Source organism: Glutamicibacter nicotianae (assembly GCF_006539525.1).
Taxonomy (GTDB): domain Bacteria; phylum Actinomycetota; class Actinomycetes; order Actinomycetales; family Micrococcaceae; genus Glutamicibacter; species Glutamicibacter nicotianae.
The window spans coordinates 354,862-369,744 of the sequence record NZ_BJNE01000001.1 but is presented as its reverse complement, the minus strand read 5'-3'; the positions used below and the strand labels follow the sequence as shown (position 1 = coordinate 369,744).

Sequence of the window (14,883 nt, the reverse complement as noted above, 5' to 3'; positions counted from 1 at the left end):
TGACGGCCGTGGTGGTGCATCGGTGTAGATATTCCCGGAGGCGCAGCCTGAAAGGATCAGGCATAGGGCAGGGCCGGCAGTTGCGAGTTTCCTGTTCACGCACTCATCCGCTCGTGTCCCTGAAACAGAATGGGAATGTTGGTACGGAAACTGCCTCGCGGGTGACGCTCGGCACTCTTTCGCGAAAACCCCCATATCAAGTTGCCAAGTCAGTTCGGGATGCATTAGATTATTACTTGTTGCAGCGGAGGGATGAAAGAAAGCAATTTCCGAGTTCATCCATTGCAGGAGGGCCTTTAGCTCAGCTGGTAGAGCGTCACGTTTACACCGTGAATGTCATCGGTTCGATCCCGGTAGGGCCCACCACAACGAAGACCGTTTCAATCACTTTTCACAGTGATTGAAACGGTCTCTTCTCGTTTTCTGGACGTGGCCGTCGAATCGCCGAAGTCCGCTGAAGGTGCGAAACTGGGTTCATGACTGCACCAGAAGAAAACCTTTGGCTCGCCACCGTGCGCAAGAACCCGGACCACTCGCAGAACTTCGCCCAGCGCTGGCGCACGCTTGCCGCCGAAGGCCAGGATATTTTCGGAGAAGCACGCGCCGTTGACGCAATGGTTGCCCGCGGCAGCAGGATCCTGGACGCCGGATGCGGAACCGGGCGCATCGGCGGCTGGCTTTCCGAGCAAGGACACCACGTCGTGGGCGTCGACCTTGACCCGCACCTCATCGATGTTGCGCGAATGGACTACCCCAAGGCCCAATGGCAGGTCGGGAACCTGGCTGACTTCACCGTCGATGTTGAAGCGGGGCAGAAGCAGGAATTCGATCTGATTGTCTCCGCAGGCAATGTTGTCACTTTCCTCTCCGAGTCCGAACGCCTTCCAGCATTGCAGCAGCTGCGTGAGCACTTGGCGTTGGACGGGCGCATGATCATCGGCTTCGGTTCCGGGCGCGGGTATGAGTTCGATGACTTCGAATCCGATGCCATAGAGGCGGGGTTGGTAATTCAGCAAAGCTATTCGACTTGGAACTTCCATTTGCCGGCCGACGATTTCCTAGTGGCCGTGCTCGGACGCAAATAGCGGTAAGCAGGTAACAGTCCTGCAGGATGGAGCGCTATGCGCCCATATGACGTTCACGGGCCCGTGCCGAAGCCTTGGCCAGAGGGCTCAGCCGTTCTCCGGAATATCCGGGCATCATTCTGCGCAGAGAACAAAATAGACCTGTTACTGAATATGTGAAAATGGACAAGGCCCTGGAGAGGCTGAGTCCGGTCACCTGAATTGCACTGACCTCTGCTGGGCGGGCCGTCTTCGGAGGCTGCCGCGGCAAGCTTCGCTCATTCATCGCTGCGGTCATGTCCTATCTGCGTGGAGCCGGCATTATTCGCAACTAGCCAGAAAGCCATTCTGCGAAATTTTTCTAGGCGGAGCAGGGCCACTGTGGAACTATGAGTCCATAGCGTTATTGCCTAGAATCAGGAGCCGAGATGACCGCGCCCAGCGAAGCAAGCATGAAGGAAATCCACGAGCTCATCGCCGTGGACACCACGAGCCGCGACAGCAACCTCCCACTGATCGAGAATGTGGTGAAGAAGCTGGACGCCTACGGCATCAGCTCCCAGCTGATCCACAACGACGAAGGCACCAAAGCCAACCTGCTAGCCACCATCCCCGCGGCCGATGGGACGCGCACCGGCGGCATCGTGCTCTCCGGGCACACCGACGTGGTGCCGGTGGACGGGCAGGACTGGAGCAGCGATCCGTTCGATGCACAGGTGCGCGACGGCAAGCTCTATGGCCGCGGCACCTGCGACATGAAGGGCTACCTCGGGGTGATCCTGGCCAAGCTGGACCAGCTCACCAGCGCAAAACTTGCCGAGCCTATCCACCTGGCTCTGTCCTACGACGAAGAAGTCGGCTGCGTCGGCGCGGTGTCTCTGGTGCAGAAGATCGTTGATGAAAACCTGGCACCGCGCGGATGCTTCGTGGGGGAGCCGTCGAGCATGCGGGCCATCCGCGGGCACAAGTCGATGAATGTTTTCCGTGCCGAGTTCAACGGCGTCGCAGCCCACTCCTCGCTGCCATCCGAAGGAGTCAACGCCATTTCCTACGCGCTGCGCTTCGCGAATTTCGTTGAAGAGGTATCAGCCGAGCTGTGCAGCAATGGTCCGCGCGATCAATCCTTCATCGAACCGACCACCACCATGAACGTGAACAAGTTCGACGGCGGCATCGCGGTGAACACCATTCCCTCGCAAGCGGTGGTCCACTTCGAATACCGTTCGCTGGCGGTAGTGGATCGCGAGGCGCTCACCGGACGCTTCCGCGACGAAGCGGCCAAGCTGGAGGCCGAAATGCGCGAGCAGAACCCCGCCTGCTCAGTGAAGTTCGCCCAGCAGGCGGGAGCTCCGGGCCTGGATACCGCACCCGATGAAGAAATCGTGTCCTTCGCCGCCTCCTGCGGAGCCATTGCCACCGATGAAAAGGTCACCTATGGCACCGAAGCCGGGCTGTTCGCGGCGGCAGGCATTCCCACCGTGGTGTGCGGTCCCGGCGATATCGCCCAGGCACACGCTCCGGACGAGTACATCGAGCTGGAGCAGATCGTAGCCTGCGAGAACTTCATTGATTCACTGATTGCAAAGGCCAGCTCATGAGCACCGGAGCAGTGGCTACGCCAGAGCAGATCGCCAAGGCCCGCAAGGCCGTCATCTCCAGTTCCATCGGCGCGGCCCTCGAATGGTTCGACATCATTGTCTATGCCACCTTCGCAACCACGATCGCCAAGGTGTTCTATCCGGAATCCGATGGCACGTTCGCGCTGATTCTCACCTTCGCCACCTTCGCGATTTCCTACGTGATCAGGCCCTTGGGCGGCATGGTGCTGGGCAGCTATGCCGACCGCAAGGGGCGCAAGAGCGCACTGACCCTGACGCTGGGGCTGATGATGCTCGGAACGCTGATCATGGCCGTGGCCCCGCCCTATGAAGTGGCGGGCGTGGCGGGTGCCTTGATCATCCTGCTCTCGCGATTGATCCAAGGATTCTCCGCCGGTGGCGAGTTCGGCACGGCCACGGCGTTCCTGATTGAAACGGCACCTCATAAGAAAGCGTTCTACTCTTCGTGGCAAGTCGCCAGCCAGGGTGCGTCCATGCTGCTGGCCTCGGCCTTCGGCTATTTCCTGACCACGGGCTTGAGCCAGGAAGCCCTGGAGAGCTGGGGCTGGCGCGTGCCGTTCTTCGTTGGCCTGCTGATCGGTCCGGTCGGCCTGTACATTCGCGCAAAGCTGGAGGAAACCGAGGAGTTCATTTCCACGGCCAAGGAGAAATCGCCGCTGGGCACGCTGTTTGCCCAGCACTACGGACGCGTGCTCGCCGCGGTGGCAACCATTGGCGTGGCCACGATTTCGGTGTACATGATCCTGTACATGCCGACCTTCGCCGTCACGAACCTGAAGATCCCCGCCGATGCAGCCTTCCTGGGTGGAATCTCGGCGGGCATCATCACGCTGTGCGGTGTTCCGCTGGTGGGCCATCTGGCCGACCGGATCGGCCCGGCAAGGGTGATGACCTATGCGGCAGTGGCAGCGTTCGTGCTGGCCTACCCGTTGTTCAAGCTGATGACTTCGAAGCCGAGCGTCATCGTGATGGTGATCGTGATTGCGGTGCTCGGTGTGATCATGTCCTTCTACTTCGGCCCGCTGCCGGCGTTGCTCTCAAACCTCTTCCCTGCCGCGATCCGCGGTTCGGGCCTGTCGGTGGCTTACAACGTGGGCGTTACCCTCTTGGGCGGCATCGCCCCGCTGGTGCTGACCTGGCTGCTGGATGTGACCGGGTCGCTGGATGCGCCTAGCCTGTACTACATGGCGATTGCCGTGATCTCGCTGCTCGGACTGGTTGTCGTGCGCAAGCGCTACGGCCAGCGCTAGCCAGCATAGTAGCGGATGCATAAAAGCGATCGCCGCAAGCTTCTTGAAGCTTGCGGCGATCGCTTTTAACAACTGGCCGGCACGGCTACAGGGCCACGAGAAGCACTGCCGTCCAATGGCAGAGGAAGGCCATGACGGTGCAGGCATGGAAGAGCTCATGGAATCCGAAGATCTTCGGCAGGGGATTAGGCCGCTTGGTGGCGTAGAACACCGCACCAACCGTATATGCCACGCCTCCTGCAAGAATCAGGATCATTACCGCGGGGTTCGCTGTCCAGAATGCTGGCAGCTGCATCAAGGCGCCCCAACCGAGCAGGATGTAGAGGCTGACCCCTACCCAGCGCGGTGCAGCTGGCCAGAAGGACTTGATGGCGATCCCGGCCAATGCTCCGGCCCAGATGATCGACAGGACGATGATCGCCTGCCGGCCCGGCAAGGTCAGCGCTGCGACCGGGGTATAGGTGCCGGCGATGAGCAGGAAAATGTTCGCATGGTCGGCTCGGCGGAAGAGGCCCATAACCTTGTCCGTCCAGTTCCCGCGGTGATATAGCGCAGAGGTGCCAAAGAGCAGGATCGAGCAGAGGGCGAAGACGGCGGTGGTCCATTCGGCCAAGCGCCCGTCGGCCAGCACGATCAGCACCAGGTTCATGATGATGATTCCTGGGGTGGACCAGGCGTGGATGAGTCCGCGCCAGCGCGTGCGTTCGGTGCCGATGTGCGCGAAAGTGCGGGCTGCCCGGACTGTGCTTGGAGCGGGGAGTGGTGCGGTAGCCATGAGTCTCCTTTGTATTGTGCGCGGGACGCTGGGCCCGTCATCGAACTATACGGTACTTGGCTGCCCGCGCGCTGGACGGGCGTCGCGCTTATTCCCGATTAGGATTCGAATATGGCAGATAAGTTAGAAATCAGCGAGCACCTGAAGACGATCGCTCAGCTCAATGAGCCCGGCGAAGTGCTGGCTAACGATTCACCGTTCATCTCCGTGCGCAATACTGACTGGTTCGAAGAAGTGGCTCCGGACACGTGGAAGGCCATCGGGGAGCGTGATCTGTTGCATCGGCGGCTGGTCGACGAAGAACTGCGAGTGTCGGGCAACGCCAAAGCCGAGCGTCAAGCCATCGTACTTGCAGGGGCTCCGGGAGCCGGCAAGAGCAGTCTGTTGCGAGACCTGCTCGGAGGGCATGAAAACGACTATGTAGTAATCGATGCGGACAAGTTCAAGAAGAAGTTGATGCGGGAAGCGCTAGAAGATGGCACCTACGATAGCTTTTTCAAGCCTCCTGAAGTGAGGAAGCGAGAAGAACTCGGTGAGCAGTTCTTCCCTATGGACATGGCGAGCCTGGTGCATGAGGAATCATCCATGCTTAGTGAAAAACTACGTGCTGCATGCCTAGCGCGAGGACTGAACGTCGTCATTGACAAGGTCCTCGCATCTGAAGAGTCAGCGCAGAAGCTGGCTGCCCAACTGCAGGAAGCCGGATACGAAATTCAAGTAGTAGAGGCTTACGCGCCGCAGGATGTCTCAGAAGAACGGATTGTTGAACGTTGGCAGAAGCAAGAGGAAACTTCCCTGGACGGCGACGACTACCTTGGTGCGCGCTGGGTCCCCGAAGAATTCACCGAGATGGTTTTCGACGCTCCGGGCCATCGATCCCGGCCAGCCGTCGTTGCCCAGATATTCGCGCGGAACTGCCCATCGGTACTCAGCTACAAGGTGTTCCATACGGCACCTGAAGCGGCAATGGACTCGGATGGGTGTATCCTGCGTCTCGAATTGCGCAGAGAATCCGTTGGGGCTCTGTTAGTGCGGGTGAAATAGCGAAGACAAAAGAAATCCCGCCGGGTAATAGCGAGAACTGTTACCCGGCGGGAAATCTATATCGGCAGGACATATGCCCCGCGGAAAGTGCGTTAAGCCCGTCGCTTGGTGATGAAGCCCCAAATGACTAGCACGATGAGGGCGCCACCAATGGCAAGAAGCCAGCTTGAGATGGAGAAGAACTCATCCACGCCCTCGCCGAAGACTGCGCTTCCGATCCATCCGCCTAGCAGAGCGCCTACGACGCCGAGAATGAGGGTAGCGATCCAGCCGCCACCTTGCTTGCCGGGCAGAATGGCCTTTGCGATCGCTCCGGCAATCAAGCCCAATACGATCCATCCAATGAATCCCATGATTCGCTCCAATGGTCAGACTGTGTAGTGGTCGGGTTCGATCCACTTAAAACGAGACAATACATGGGTTTGAGCAGGTGATCTACGAAAATCGCATCGAAATTCAGGGTTTTCATAGACTTGGTTCAAGCATCGATTGAAGGATTGGCATGATTTCCTGCAAATATACTGGCTGACCAGTGCTTTTGCGTGGACCAAGCAAATTCTCCGCGACATTTGTTGACAGTAGCCCAGCTCACTCTTAGTCTAGTTAAATCATATTTTATGGAACATGAGAACCCATAAGTCATATATTAGTTTGCACGCAACGGAGTGAATGCATGAATCAGCAAGTCCCGCCCATTGTGGTGATGGGTGTTTCGGGCAGCGGCAAAACCACCATCGGCCAACTGCTCGCCGACCGGCTGGAGCATGAATTCATCGATGGCGACAGCTTGCATCCCAAGGCCAACAAGGAAAAAATGGCTGCTGGCCAGTCGCTGGATGACGCAGATCGCGAGCCATGGCTGGAACTGATTGGAACGAAGCTGGCGCAAAGCTATCAGCGCCAGGCGCCGCTGGTGATCGCCTGCTCCGCACTCAAGCGAAGCTACCGGGATCTCATCAGGCGCCTGGCACCAGCGACGGTTTTCATCCACCTGGCCGGTGGCCCGAACTTGATTCGGGATCGAATGACTGCGCGTTCGCACGAGTACATGCCGGCCAGCCTGCTCGACAGCCAGCTGGCCACACTCGAAGTACCGGACCCGGACGAACCGGTGCTCAGTGCCGATATTGCCGATAGCCCAGAGGAGATCGTCAGCCAATTGGCCGCAAAGCTCACTTCGCCGAACGCTCCTCGTGCGGCGCGCTGACGTCGATCCGCAAACCCTCCAAGGCAAAGGCCTCCCATTGATCAAGGAAGACAATGACAAACGAACTTGAACTGAACTGGACGCTGGGCACGCCCGGCCTGCTGCTACTGGCGGTCGCCGCGGTAGCGCTGCTGCTGGTGCTGATCATCCGCTTCCGCGTCCATGCGTTCCTCGCACTGGTTCTCACCAGCTTGCTGACCGCCGTAGCGTCGGGCATCCCCGCTGAATCGGTCATCACGACACTGACCGGCGGCTTCGGATCGACTTTGGCCGGCGTGGCACTGCTGGTCGGCCTGGGTGCAATGCTCGGACGCATGCTGGAAACCAGCGGCGGTGCTGATGTGATGACCAGCTGGCTGATCTCCAAGTTCGGCGAGAAGCGCGCGCCACTGGCCTTGTCGGTGGCCTCGCTGCTCTTCGGCTTCCCGATCTTCTTTGATGCCGGACTGGTAGTCATGCTGCCGATCATCTTCACTGTGGCCCGCCGCCTGGGCGGTTCGCTGCTGCTCTACGCAATCCCCTCGGCCACCGCATTCTCGGTGATGCACGTATTCGTGCCGCCCCACCCGGGGCCAGTGGCCGCGTCCGGCCTGCTGGAAGCCAACGTCGGGCTCGTGCTGGTGCTCGGCCTGGTCGTCGCGATCCCGACCTGGTTCGTTGCCGGGCATCTGTTCGGAAAGTTTGTCGGCAAGAAGTTCGACATCCCGGTCCCGAATATCCTGGATGCGGCCCTGGGCAATGGGGCATCGAAGGACGAATTCAAGTCCTCGCCGTCGGTGGGCACGGTGTTCAGCCTGTTGCTGCTTCCGTTGCTGCTGATCTTCATGAACACCGGGCTGAACATGCTCGGCTCCGCAGGCGTCGTGGATGCGGAATCCGCCTGGGTGCGCTGGTTGCGCTTGCTCGGCGAGACCCCGGTGGCCCTGCTCATCACCGTGCTGCTGGGTATCTTCCTGCTCGGTTTCCGCAAGGGCAAGGACAAGACGCTGACCGAGACCGTGGTGGACTCGGCGCTGGGCCCGGTCTGCTCGATTATCCTGATCACCGGTGCAGGCGGCATGTTCGGCGGCGTGCTGCGGGCCAGCGGCATCGGCAATGCCATCGCCAGCTCGCTTGAATCGGTGGGCATGCCGCTGATCGTCGCCGGCTTCCTGATTGCTGCCATCGTCCGCCTGGCCCAGGGTTCGGCCACGGTGGCGCTGACTACGGCGGCCGCCATCGTCCAGCCTGCGGTACTGGCCGATTCCTCGCTGAGCGCCTTCCAGATCGCTGCCATGGTGCTGGCCCTGGCCGCGGGCTCGGTCTTCGCCGGTCACGTCAACGATTCGGGCTTCTGGCTGATCTCGCGCTTCCTGGATCTCGATGTGCCCACGACCTTGAAGGTGTGGACTGTTGGCCAGGCGCTGGTTTCGGTGGTCGGCTTCGCCTGCGTCATGGTGCTCTACGGCCTGGCGACCGCACTGGCCTAAAGCGAGCCCGGGCTACGCAAAGAATCCGCCGGGGCAGCGACGCAGATCGCTGCCCCGGCGGTTTCTTAATGCGATGCGGGATAGTCCGGCTACTGGGAGCTCTTGGCCGGATTCACGAACAAGCGCGGTGCTCCGTCCCAGAGGCTGCAGATCTCGTTGTGCGTCCGGCGCATGATGCTTTCCATGTTCTTCCGCGCGCTGGCGGCATCCGAATTGGAGATCGCATCCGCGACTGACTGGTGCCAGAGCAGGGCTTCTTCGTGGGGGCGCTCGGGCATCAGGCCCAGTTCGGTGCGGCCACGCAGGATCGCGCCGATCGGGGTGGAGAGGTTCGCGAACATCTCGTTGCCCGAGGCGGCCAGCACCACCGCATGGAATCGGATATCCAGCTCCAGGAATCGCCGCAAATCACCTTGGCGTCCGTAATGGTTCATCTGCGCGGAGAGCATCATCAGCTCCTTGCGCATCGCTTCGGGGGCGAACTCGGCCGCCAGTTCCGCGGCCATCGGCTCGACGGAAATGCGCAGTTCGGTCAGCGAACGCAGCTGCGCGCCCTTCTGGTCGCTGGCCAGCCGCCAGCGGATGACGTGATCGTCGTAGGGGTTCCAGCTCTCGGCGCCGAGTACTCGAATGCCTACCCGCTTGGTGCTGTTGACTAGGCCGCATTGAGCCAGGACCCGGATGGCTTCACGTATCACCGAGCGCGAGACCTGCAGCTTCTGTTCCAGGTCGGCGGCGAGGATAATGGAGCCGCGCGGAATTTGCCCGCTGATAATGCGGGAGCCGAGGTGCTCAACCACATGAGCGTGCAGACTTGTTGCCATGGGGTTCAGTTTAGCCAATGGCCTGCGTCAAATCAGGCCAAGGCGAGTCGACCGCCGAAATAAATATGCTTTAACTTTTGCGATCCGCTGTAAATCACGGCCCCCGCCCTTGTAGGATGGAAGGGTCACGTGGCCGTGAACAGGGATCGTGACTCATCCTGTCTCTGCTTGGCGGTTCAACTCCCCGTAATCGATGGAGACTTATTTTTATGCCTGCACAGATTGGTGTCACAGGTCTGGCCGTCATGGGCGCAAACCTGGCCCGCAACTTCGCTCGCAACGGATACACCGTCGCCCTGCATAACCGCTCGGTCGGCAAGACCGACGCGCTGCTCGAAGCGCATGGCGACGAAGGCGATTTCATTCGCACCGAAAGCCTGGAAGAACTGGTCGCAAACCTCGAAACCCCGCGCCGCGTGCTGATCATGGTCAAGGCCGGCTCTCCGGTGGACTCGGTCATCGACCAGCTGGTGCCGCTGCTTGAAGAGGGCGACGTGGTCATCGACGCCGGCAACTCGCACTATACCGACACCCGCCGCCGCGAAGCCTCTCTGGCCGAGAAAGGCCTGCACTTCGTGGGCATCGGCGTTTCCGGCGGCGAGGAGGGCGCGCTGCTGGGCCCATCGATCATGCCAGGCGGTTCCGCCGAATCCTACAAGTCGCTGGGCCCGATGCTGGAGAAGATCTCCGCGAAGGCCGACGACGGCGCACCGTGCTGCGCCTGGATCTCCACCGACGGTGCCGGCCACTTCGTGAAGATGGTCCACAACGGCATCGAATACGCCGACATGCAGGTCATCGGCGAAGCCTACGACCTGATGCGCAACGCCGCAGGCATCGAGCCGGCCAAGCAGGCAGAGATCTTCAACGAGTGGAACCAGGGCGAGCTGTCCAGCTTCCTGATCGAGATCACCGCCGAAGTATTGGGCCACGTCGATGCTTCCACCGGCAAGCCGCTGGTCGATGTCATCCAGGACTCCGCAGGGCAGAAGGGCACCGGCCGCTGGACCGTGCAGTCCGGCCTGGACATGGGCTCGCCAGTTTCGGCCATTGCCGAATCGGTCTTCGCCCGCTCGCTGTCCTCGCAGCGCGATATCCGCGCTGTGGGCCAGCAGGTGCTGACCGGCGAAACCGCCGAGGTCGCACTTCCGGAGAACTTCGTCGAGGATGTGCGCCAGGCGCTGTTCGCCTCGAAGCTGGTTTCCTACGCCCAGGGCATCGACATGCTCACCTCGGCTGCCGGCGAATACAACTGGGAGCTGAAGCTCGATGAGATCGCCGGCCTGTGGCGCGAGGGCTGCATCATCCGTGCGGCCCTGCTCAAGGACATCACCGCTGCCTACTCGGCCGGCGAGAAGCCTTCGAACCTGCTGTTCGCTCCGGCCTTCGCCGAAGCCATCAACAAGGCAGTTCCAGCATGGCGCCGCGTGGTTTCCGTTGCTGTCCAGCTGGGCATCCCTGCGCCGGTGTTCTCCTCGTCGCTGGCCTACTACGATGGCTTGCGCCGCGACCGCCTGCCAGCAGCCCTGACCCAGGGCCTGCGCGACTACTTCGGTGCGCACACCTACCGCCGCACCGATAAGGAAGGCACCTTCCACACGCAGTGGAGCGGTGACCGTACCGAAATCGCAGCCGAGGATACCCACTAATACCGGGATGCCCTTCAATGGCCTGCCCGAACTCGCTGGAGTTCGGGCAGGCCATTTTTGCGCTCGAATGATCATGGATCACCGGAATGTATTCCGCACAGGCGCTGGTCGCGAGGTAGTGCGGGCACTTGTCCGTCGCGTACCGGTTCGGCTTCAGGGCAGCGACAGCTGTCTGGCATGGAAAGCGAAGTGCAAGCTGGGGTAGGCATAGACGTCGGCCAAGCTCATGCGCTCATGGAAAAACGGGTCCCACCGGCGCGGGAAGTCGACGCAGCGCTGCAGGTCCGCGATGTCTTCTGTTGCCAGCTTGGCCAGGATCGCTGCTTGGGTCCGCTCCAGCCGTGTGCGCATGCGGCGATGGTTGTAGACCGTAGCCGCCGCGCAGGATCCGAGGTAATTCACCGGGTGGAACAGCCGCGTGCCGGAATTGAGCACCGCGCAGAAGGCCGAACGGATCCACGGCGGGCATTTGATCAGCAGGTGCACCAGCGGGATGAGCGCGCGGACCACCATGTAGCCGAAGACCATATGGAAGAGCAGCTGCTCGTTGCTCCAGCGGGTGCCTTCGCTGTGCTTGGCCAACGAGCTGCGATCGGCGCCAGACAAGAAGCCAGCCACGGCAGCGGCATCACGCCGGTAGCTGGCGGCAATTTGTTCTCGAACCTGGTCCATCGGTCATCGCTCCGCGCAAGGAAGTCCCGAGCCCGTTGCCGGGATTCCATGGTAAACCCGTCTTCGCGCAGCGGCACCGTCCAGGAAGATGAGCTGCTAGCCCTCCAGCAGGTTCTCCGCGCACTGCAGCAAGCGGACTGCTTCGCCGGGGGAGATGCGCACCAGGGCGAAGGCCGCCACCACCAGCCCGGTAATGGTATCGCTGAGCAGGGCATGGCGTTCGGAGGAGAGCTCAGGGCGAACTGCCTTCAATCCGCGGCCCACGGCTCCACCGAGTTCTTCCCTGTAGGCGGAAATGACGGCAGCGATGTCGTTTTCGGCGGCAATTGGTGCGCTGGCGGTATTGATCAGCAGGCAGCCATGGGCCGCCGGCAGGGATTCGGGTTTCGCGAAGACGGCGGCAAGTCCGCGCAGGTAGTCTTCCAGCGCGTGGGCCGGTACGGGATCCTGGAGCAGTGGACGCAATCGCGGGCGCACGATCTCATTGAGGTAGCTGTCCACCGCTGCGTCGAAGAGGCCGCGCTTGGAGCCGAACGAGTTGTAGATGCTGGAGCGGCTCAGGCCGGTAGCGTTTTCAAGCTCGGGAATGGACGTGGCCTCGAAGCCCCGTGACCAGAAGACCGATCGGGCACTCTGGATGACTTTTTCCTTATCGAATGCGGATGTTCGCGCCATCACACCCATCTCCTCTTTTCGTAACGACCATTCCAGTATATATTGAAATGGTCGTTACAGAATAGTTGTTCCCCGCACACCAAGGACGCATCATGATCATCGCCGCGCAGATCCTCGCAACCGCTGCTGCCCTGCTGCACATCTACATCTTCTCGATGGAGTCCCTGACATGGACCACCGCCAAGACCCGGTCGGTGTTCAAGACCAGCGAGGCTGAAGCGGAAGCGACGCGGGAGATGGCCTTCAACCAGGGGTTTTACAACCTCTTCCTGGCCATAGCGTCAATTGCAGGCGTGATCGCCTTGGGCCTGGGACACATGGCAGTGGGTGCTACCTTGGTCTTCGCCGGAACCGGCTCGATGCTGGCCGCCGCGCTGGTGCTGGCACTGGGCAGCCCTCGCAAAGCGAAGCTCGCCATCAAGCAGGGGGGTATTGCCATTTCTGGCCATCGCGCTGCTGATCCTTGGCCTGATGCTGGGCAACTAGCAAGACACGAAGAATTCCACACGCAACCGAGACTTGAAAGAACTGGTAACCATGACCAAAGCAACCAGCACGCAGATCCTGCTCGCTTCCCGCCCTTCCGGTTGGCCGACCCAGGAGAACTTCACCGTGCAGACCGTTGAACTGCCGGAACTGGAAACCGGGGAAATCCGGGTGCGCAACGAGTTCATTTCCGTGGACCCGTACATGCGCGGACGCATGAACGACACCCGCTCCTACATCCCTCCATTCCAGATCGGCGAGCAGATCCTCGGCGGAGCGATCGGCCGGGTCATCGAGACCGCTGACGCGGCCTTCCCGGCAGGCACCCTGGTCCAGCACCAGCTGGGCTGGTCGGACACCGTGCAAGCCGGTTCGTCCAACTTCAAGCCGGCGCCTGATCTGCCCGGGGTATCGTCATCGCTGCGCCTGCACATCCTGGGCATGACGGGTCTGACCGCCTATGTGGGGCTGAGCGCCATCGCGAATCTTGCCGAGGGGGAGACCGTCTTCGTCTCCGGCGCCGCAGGTGCAGTGGGCACTGCTGCCGGGCAGATCGCCAAGCTCATGGGAGCCAAGCGCGTCATCGGTTCGGCCGGCAGCGCCGAGAAGGTTGAACTGCTGACCAGCAAGTACGGCTACGACGCAGCCTTCAACTACAAGGATGGCGACGTGCGCGAGCAGCTAGCCGCCGCGGCTCCCGAGGGCATCGATGTCTTCTTCGACAACGTGGGCGGGGATCACCTCGAAGCCGCCCTGGCAGCTTTCAACGATGGCGGACGCGCAGCCCTGTGCGGCGCCATCGCCAGCTACAACACCACCGAGCCGGCACCGGGACCGCAGAACATGTCCAACCTGATCACCCGCGGACTGAAACTGCAGGGATTCACCCTCTCCAGCTACCTTGAGCTCGCCCCGGAATTCGGCGAGCGCATGGGCCAGTGGTTCTCCGAAGGCAAGATCGCCTATGACGAGACAATTGTTGACGGCATCGAGAATACCGTGGACGCCTTCCTGGGCATGATGCGCGGCGCAAATACCGGCAAGATGCTCGTGCGCATCTAGCCTCGGCCACCTGGCGATTGCTCCGGTCCGAAGCCCAATCTAGGATCGGAGCATGAACGGATATGGTGGCGGCTGGGGCACTGGGCTGGGAATCGTGCTCGCGCTCGTCCCGCTGCTAACTGTACTCATCGCGGGCGCAGGCGTAGTCCTGGCCATGCGAACGTTGCGGCTGCGCTCGAAAGTGGATACCGCCGGTCAATGGTGGCTTCGCGTCCAATACGCCATTGACCGGTGCTTGTCCCAGGACATCGCCGAGCAGAACGTCGGCACGTCGATGCTCGAGCATCTGCAGGGCGCAGGCCAGCCGCCCGAAGGCCTGGACGACGCGCAGCGCAGATCCTGGATGCGCGAGCACAAGGAAAGCTGGACGGTGCAGCCCGAGGACTTGGCCCTGATCCGTGATGCGGTAAAGCAGCTGGCACTGGATAAATTCCGTGCGCGAGACTCCACAGGAATTCGGAAGGACGCCGATTCGCATGCCGAATTCGACTCGCTGCGTCGCCAAGCGCAGTTGGTCTCGAAAATCGATGCGAAACTGGGCACCCCAACGGACCCGGACATCCTGAGGATTCTTGCCGACGGCTAGCTACCGCAGCATCCTCGCGTCGGTGATTTCCGGGGCGGCCGGGTCAACCTCGGTGACACCGTCGAAGTCGAAGCCGTTGCGTTCATAGAACCTGATGGCCCGCGGATTCTGGGCAGCCACCCAAAGCACGGCCGGCTCGTCGCCCAGCACTGCATCCAGCAGCGCCTGCCCGGTGCCGTCCGAATGGAAGGCCTGCAGCACATACAGGTTGTACAGCTGCCGAGCCACGTCTTCGCGCAGGCCCTCGGTATTTCCCGTGGGCGGAGCCGAAAGTGCGAAGCCGACAAGCTTCCCGTCCTCGTTCTCCGCCACGCAGATCCGGAACAGCGGTTTCGGATCATCCAGCACCCTGGTCCACATGGCCAGGCGCTGCTCATCGTGCGCGGAGTCGAAGAAGCCTTCGGGCAGCAGATGCGTGTAGGTTTCCTTCCAGCACTCGACATGCAGCCGGGCCAGCTCCTGCGCGTCGGCCGGCAGAGGTTTCCTGAGTTTCTGCGCCAT

16 protein-coding genes and 1 tRNA gene are annotated in these 14,883 nt (G+C 61.3%); 11 read left to right on the top strand and 6 right to left on the bottom strand.

The window, feature by feature from the left end:
- The first annotated feature begins 290 nt into the window (after positions 1 to 290).
- From ANI01nite_RS01690 to ANI01nite_RS01675, 4 genes are all read left to right on the top strand, one after another.
- Positions 291 to 366, top strand: a tRNA-Val gene (locus tag ANI01nite_RS01690).
- A gap of 110 nt (positions 367 to 476) precedes the next feature.
- Positions 477 to 1,085 (top strand): class I SAM-dependent methyltransferase, encoded by a 609-nt coding sequence (locus tag ANI01nite_RS01685; RefSeq protein ID WP_141355491.1) that lies wholly within the window; start codon positions 477 to 479, stop codon positions 1,083 to 1,085.
- 407 nt (positions 1,086 to 1,492) lie between these two features.
- The gene (gene argE / locus ANI01nite_RS01680) at positions 1,493 to 2,662 is read left to right on the top strand and encodes an acetylornithine deacetylase (protein ID WP_255314335.1); all 1,170 of its coding nucleotides are present in this window, start codon (positions 1,493 to 1,495) and stop codon (positions 2,660 to 2,662) included.
- Entirely contained in the window at positions 2,659 to 3,933 is a 1,275-nt protein-coding gene (locus ANI01nite_RS01675; RefSeq protein WP_038991536.1) for an MFS transporter, read from the top strand. Before argE ends, ANI01nite_RS01675 begins: the two co-directional genes overlap by 4 nt.
- Before the next feature lie 85 nt (positions 3,934 to 4,018).
- Here the strand turns inward: ANI01nite_RS01675 and trhA are convergent, their stop codons facing one another.
- Positions 4,019 to 4,708 (bottom strand): PAQR family membrane homeostasis protein TrhA, encoded by a 690-nt coding sequence (gene trhA / locus ANI01nite_RS01670; protein ID WP_174787659.1) that lies wholly within the window; start codon positions 4,706 to 4,708, stop codon positions 4,019 to 4,021.
- Positions 4,709 to 4,819: 111 nt separating this feature from the next.
- Between trhA and ANI01nite_RS01665 the strand changes: the two genes are divergently transcribed.
- On the top strand, positions 4,820 to 5,752 hold the full coding sequence (locus tag ANI01nite_RS01665) for a zeta toxin family protein (RefSeq protein ID WP_141355489.1): 933 nt from the start codon (positions 4,820 to 4,822) through the stop codon (positions 5,750 to 5,752).
- A gap of 92 nt (positions 5,753 to 5,844) precedes the next feature.
- On the opposite strand, the gene ANI01nite_RS01660 is transcribed toward ANI01nite_RS01665, so the two are convergent.
- Positions 5,845 to 6,105 (bottom strand): GlsB/YeaQ/YmgE family stress response membrane protein, encoded by a 261-nt coding sequence (locus tag ANI01nite_RS01660; protein ID WP_066138115.1) that lies wholly within the window; start codon positions 6,103 to 6,105, stop codon positions 5,845 to 5,847.
- A 320-nt stretch (positions 6,106 to 6,425) separates the two neighbouring features.
- On the opposite strand from ANI01nite_RS01660, the gene ANI01nite_RS01655 reads away from it, so the two are divergent.
- Together ANI01nite_RS01655 and ANI01nite_RS01650 are read left to right on the top strand one after the other, a co-directional pair.
- Positions 6,426 to 6,959, top strand: coding sequence for a gluconokinase (locus ANI01nite_RS01655; protein WP_141355487.1), 534 nt, complete (start codon positions 6,426 to 6,428; stop codon positions 6,957 to 6,959).
- Between the two features lie 53 nt (positions 6,960 to 7,012).
- The gene (locus tag ANI01nite_RS01650; protein ID WP_141355485.1) at positions 7,013 to 8,428 is read left to right on the top strand and encodes a GntP family permease; all 1,416 of its coding nucleotides are present in this window, start codon (positions 7,013 to 7,015) and stop codon (positions 8,426 to 8,428) included.
- An 89-nt stretch (positions 8,429 to 8,517) separates the two neighbouring features.
- Here ANI01nite_RS01650 and ANI01nite_RS01645 read toward each other — a convergent pair whose 3' ends face one another.
- Positions 8,518 to 9,252 carry a FadR/GntR family transcriptional regulator gene (locus tag ANI01nite_RS01645; protein WP_141355483.1) on the bottom strand — a complete coding sequence of 245 codons (735 nt, stop codon included), beginning with the start codon at positions 9,250 to 9,252 and terminating at the stop codon, positions 8,518 to 8,520.
- Between the two features lie 209 nt (positions 9,253 to 9,461).
- On the opposite strand from ANI01nite_RS01645, the gene gnd reads away from it, so the two are divergent.
- Complete coding sequence (gene gnd / locus ANI01nite_RS01640) at positions 9,462 to 10,901, top strand: NADP-dependent phosphogluconate dehydrogenase (protein ID WP_038990948.1); 1,440 nt, start codon at positions 9,462 to 9,464, stop codon at positions 10,899 to 10,901.
- Between the two features lie 153 nt (positions 10,902 to 11,054).
- On the opposite strand, the gene ANI01nite_RS01635 is transcribed toward gnd, so the two are convergent.
- Together ANI01nite_RS01635 and ANI01nite_RS01630 are read right to left on the bottom strand one after the other, a co-directional pair.
- Positions 11,055 to 11,573, bottom strand: coding sequence for a DinB family protein (locus ANI01nite_RS01635; RefSeq protein WP_141355481.1), 519 nt, complete (start codon positions 11,571 to 11,573; stop codon positions 11,055 to 11,057).
- A gap of 96 nt (positions 11,574 to 11,669) precedes the next feature.
- Positions 11,670 to 12,248 carry a TetR/AcrR family transcriptional regulator gene (locus ANI01nite_RS01630; RefSeq protein WP_141355479.1) on the bottom strand — a complete coding sequence of 193 codons (579 nt, stop codon included), beginning with the start codon at positions 12,246 to 12,248 and terminating at the stop codon, positions 11,670 to 11,672.
- Positions 12,249 to 12,340: 92 nt separating this feature from the next.
- Here ANI01nite_RS01630 and ANI01nite_RS01625 point away from each other — a divergent pair, with 92 nt between their 5' ends.
- From ANI01nite_RS01625 to ANI01nite_RS01615, 3 genes are read left to right on the top strand one after another with little or no spacing between them, the layout of a single operon-like run.
- Entirely contained in the window at positions 12,341 to 12,874 is a 534-nt protein-coding gene (locus ANI01nite_RS01625) for a DUF1304 domain-containing protein (RefSeq protein ID WP_307723196.1), read from the top strand.
- Positions 12,786 to 13,796, top strand: coding sequence for an NADP-dependent oxidoreductase (locus tag ANI01nite_RS01620; RefSeq protein WP_141355477.1), 1,011 nt, complete (start codon positions 12,786 to 12,788; stop codon positions 13,794 to 13,796). Before ANI01nite_RS01625 ends, ANI01nite_RS01620 begins: the two co-directional genes overlap by 89 nt.
- Before the next feature lie 52 nt (positions 13,797 to 13,848).
- Positions 13,849 to 14,382 carry a hypothetical protein gene (locus tag ANI01nite_RS01615; RefSeq protein ID WP_141355475.1) on the top strand — a complete coding sequence of 178 codons (534 nt, stop codon included), beginning with the start codon at positions 13,849 to 13,851 and terminating at the stop codon, positions 14,380 to 14,382.
- On the opposite strand, the gene ANI01nite_RS01610 is transcribed toward ANI01nite_RS01615, so the two are convergent.
- The gene (locus tag ANI01nite_RS01610; RefSeq protein WP_141355473.1) at positions 14,383 to 14,883 is read right to left on the bottom strand and encodes a GNAT family N-acetyltransferase; all 501 of its coding nucleotides are present in this window, start codon (positions 14,881 to 14,883) and stop codon (positions 14,383 to 14,385) included.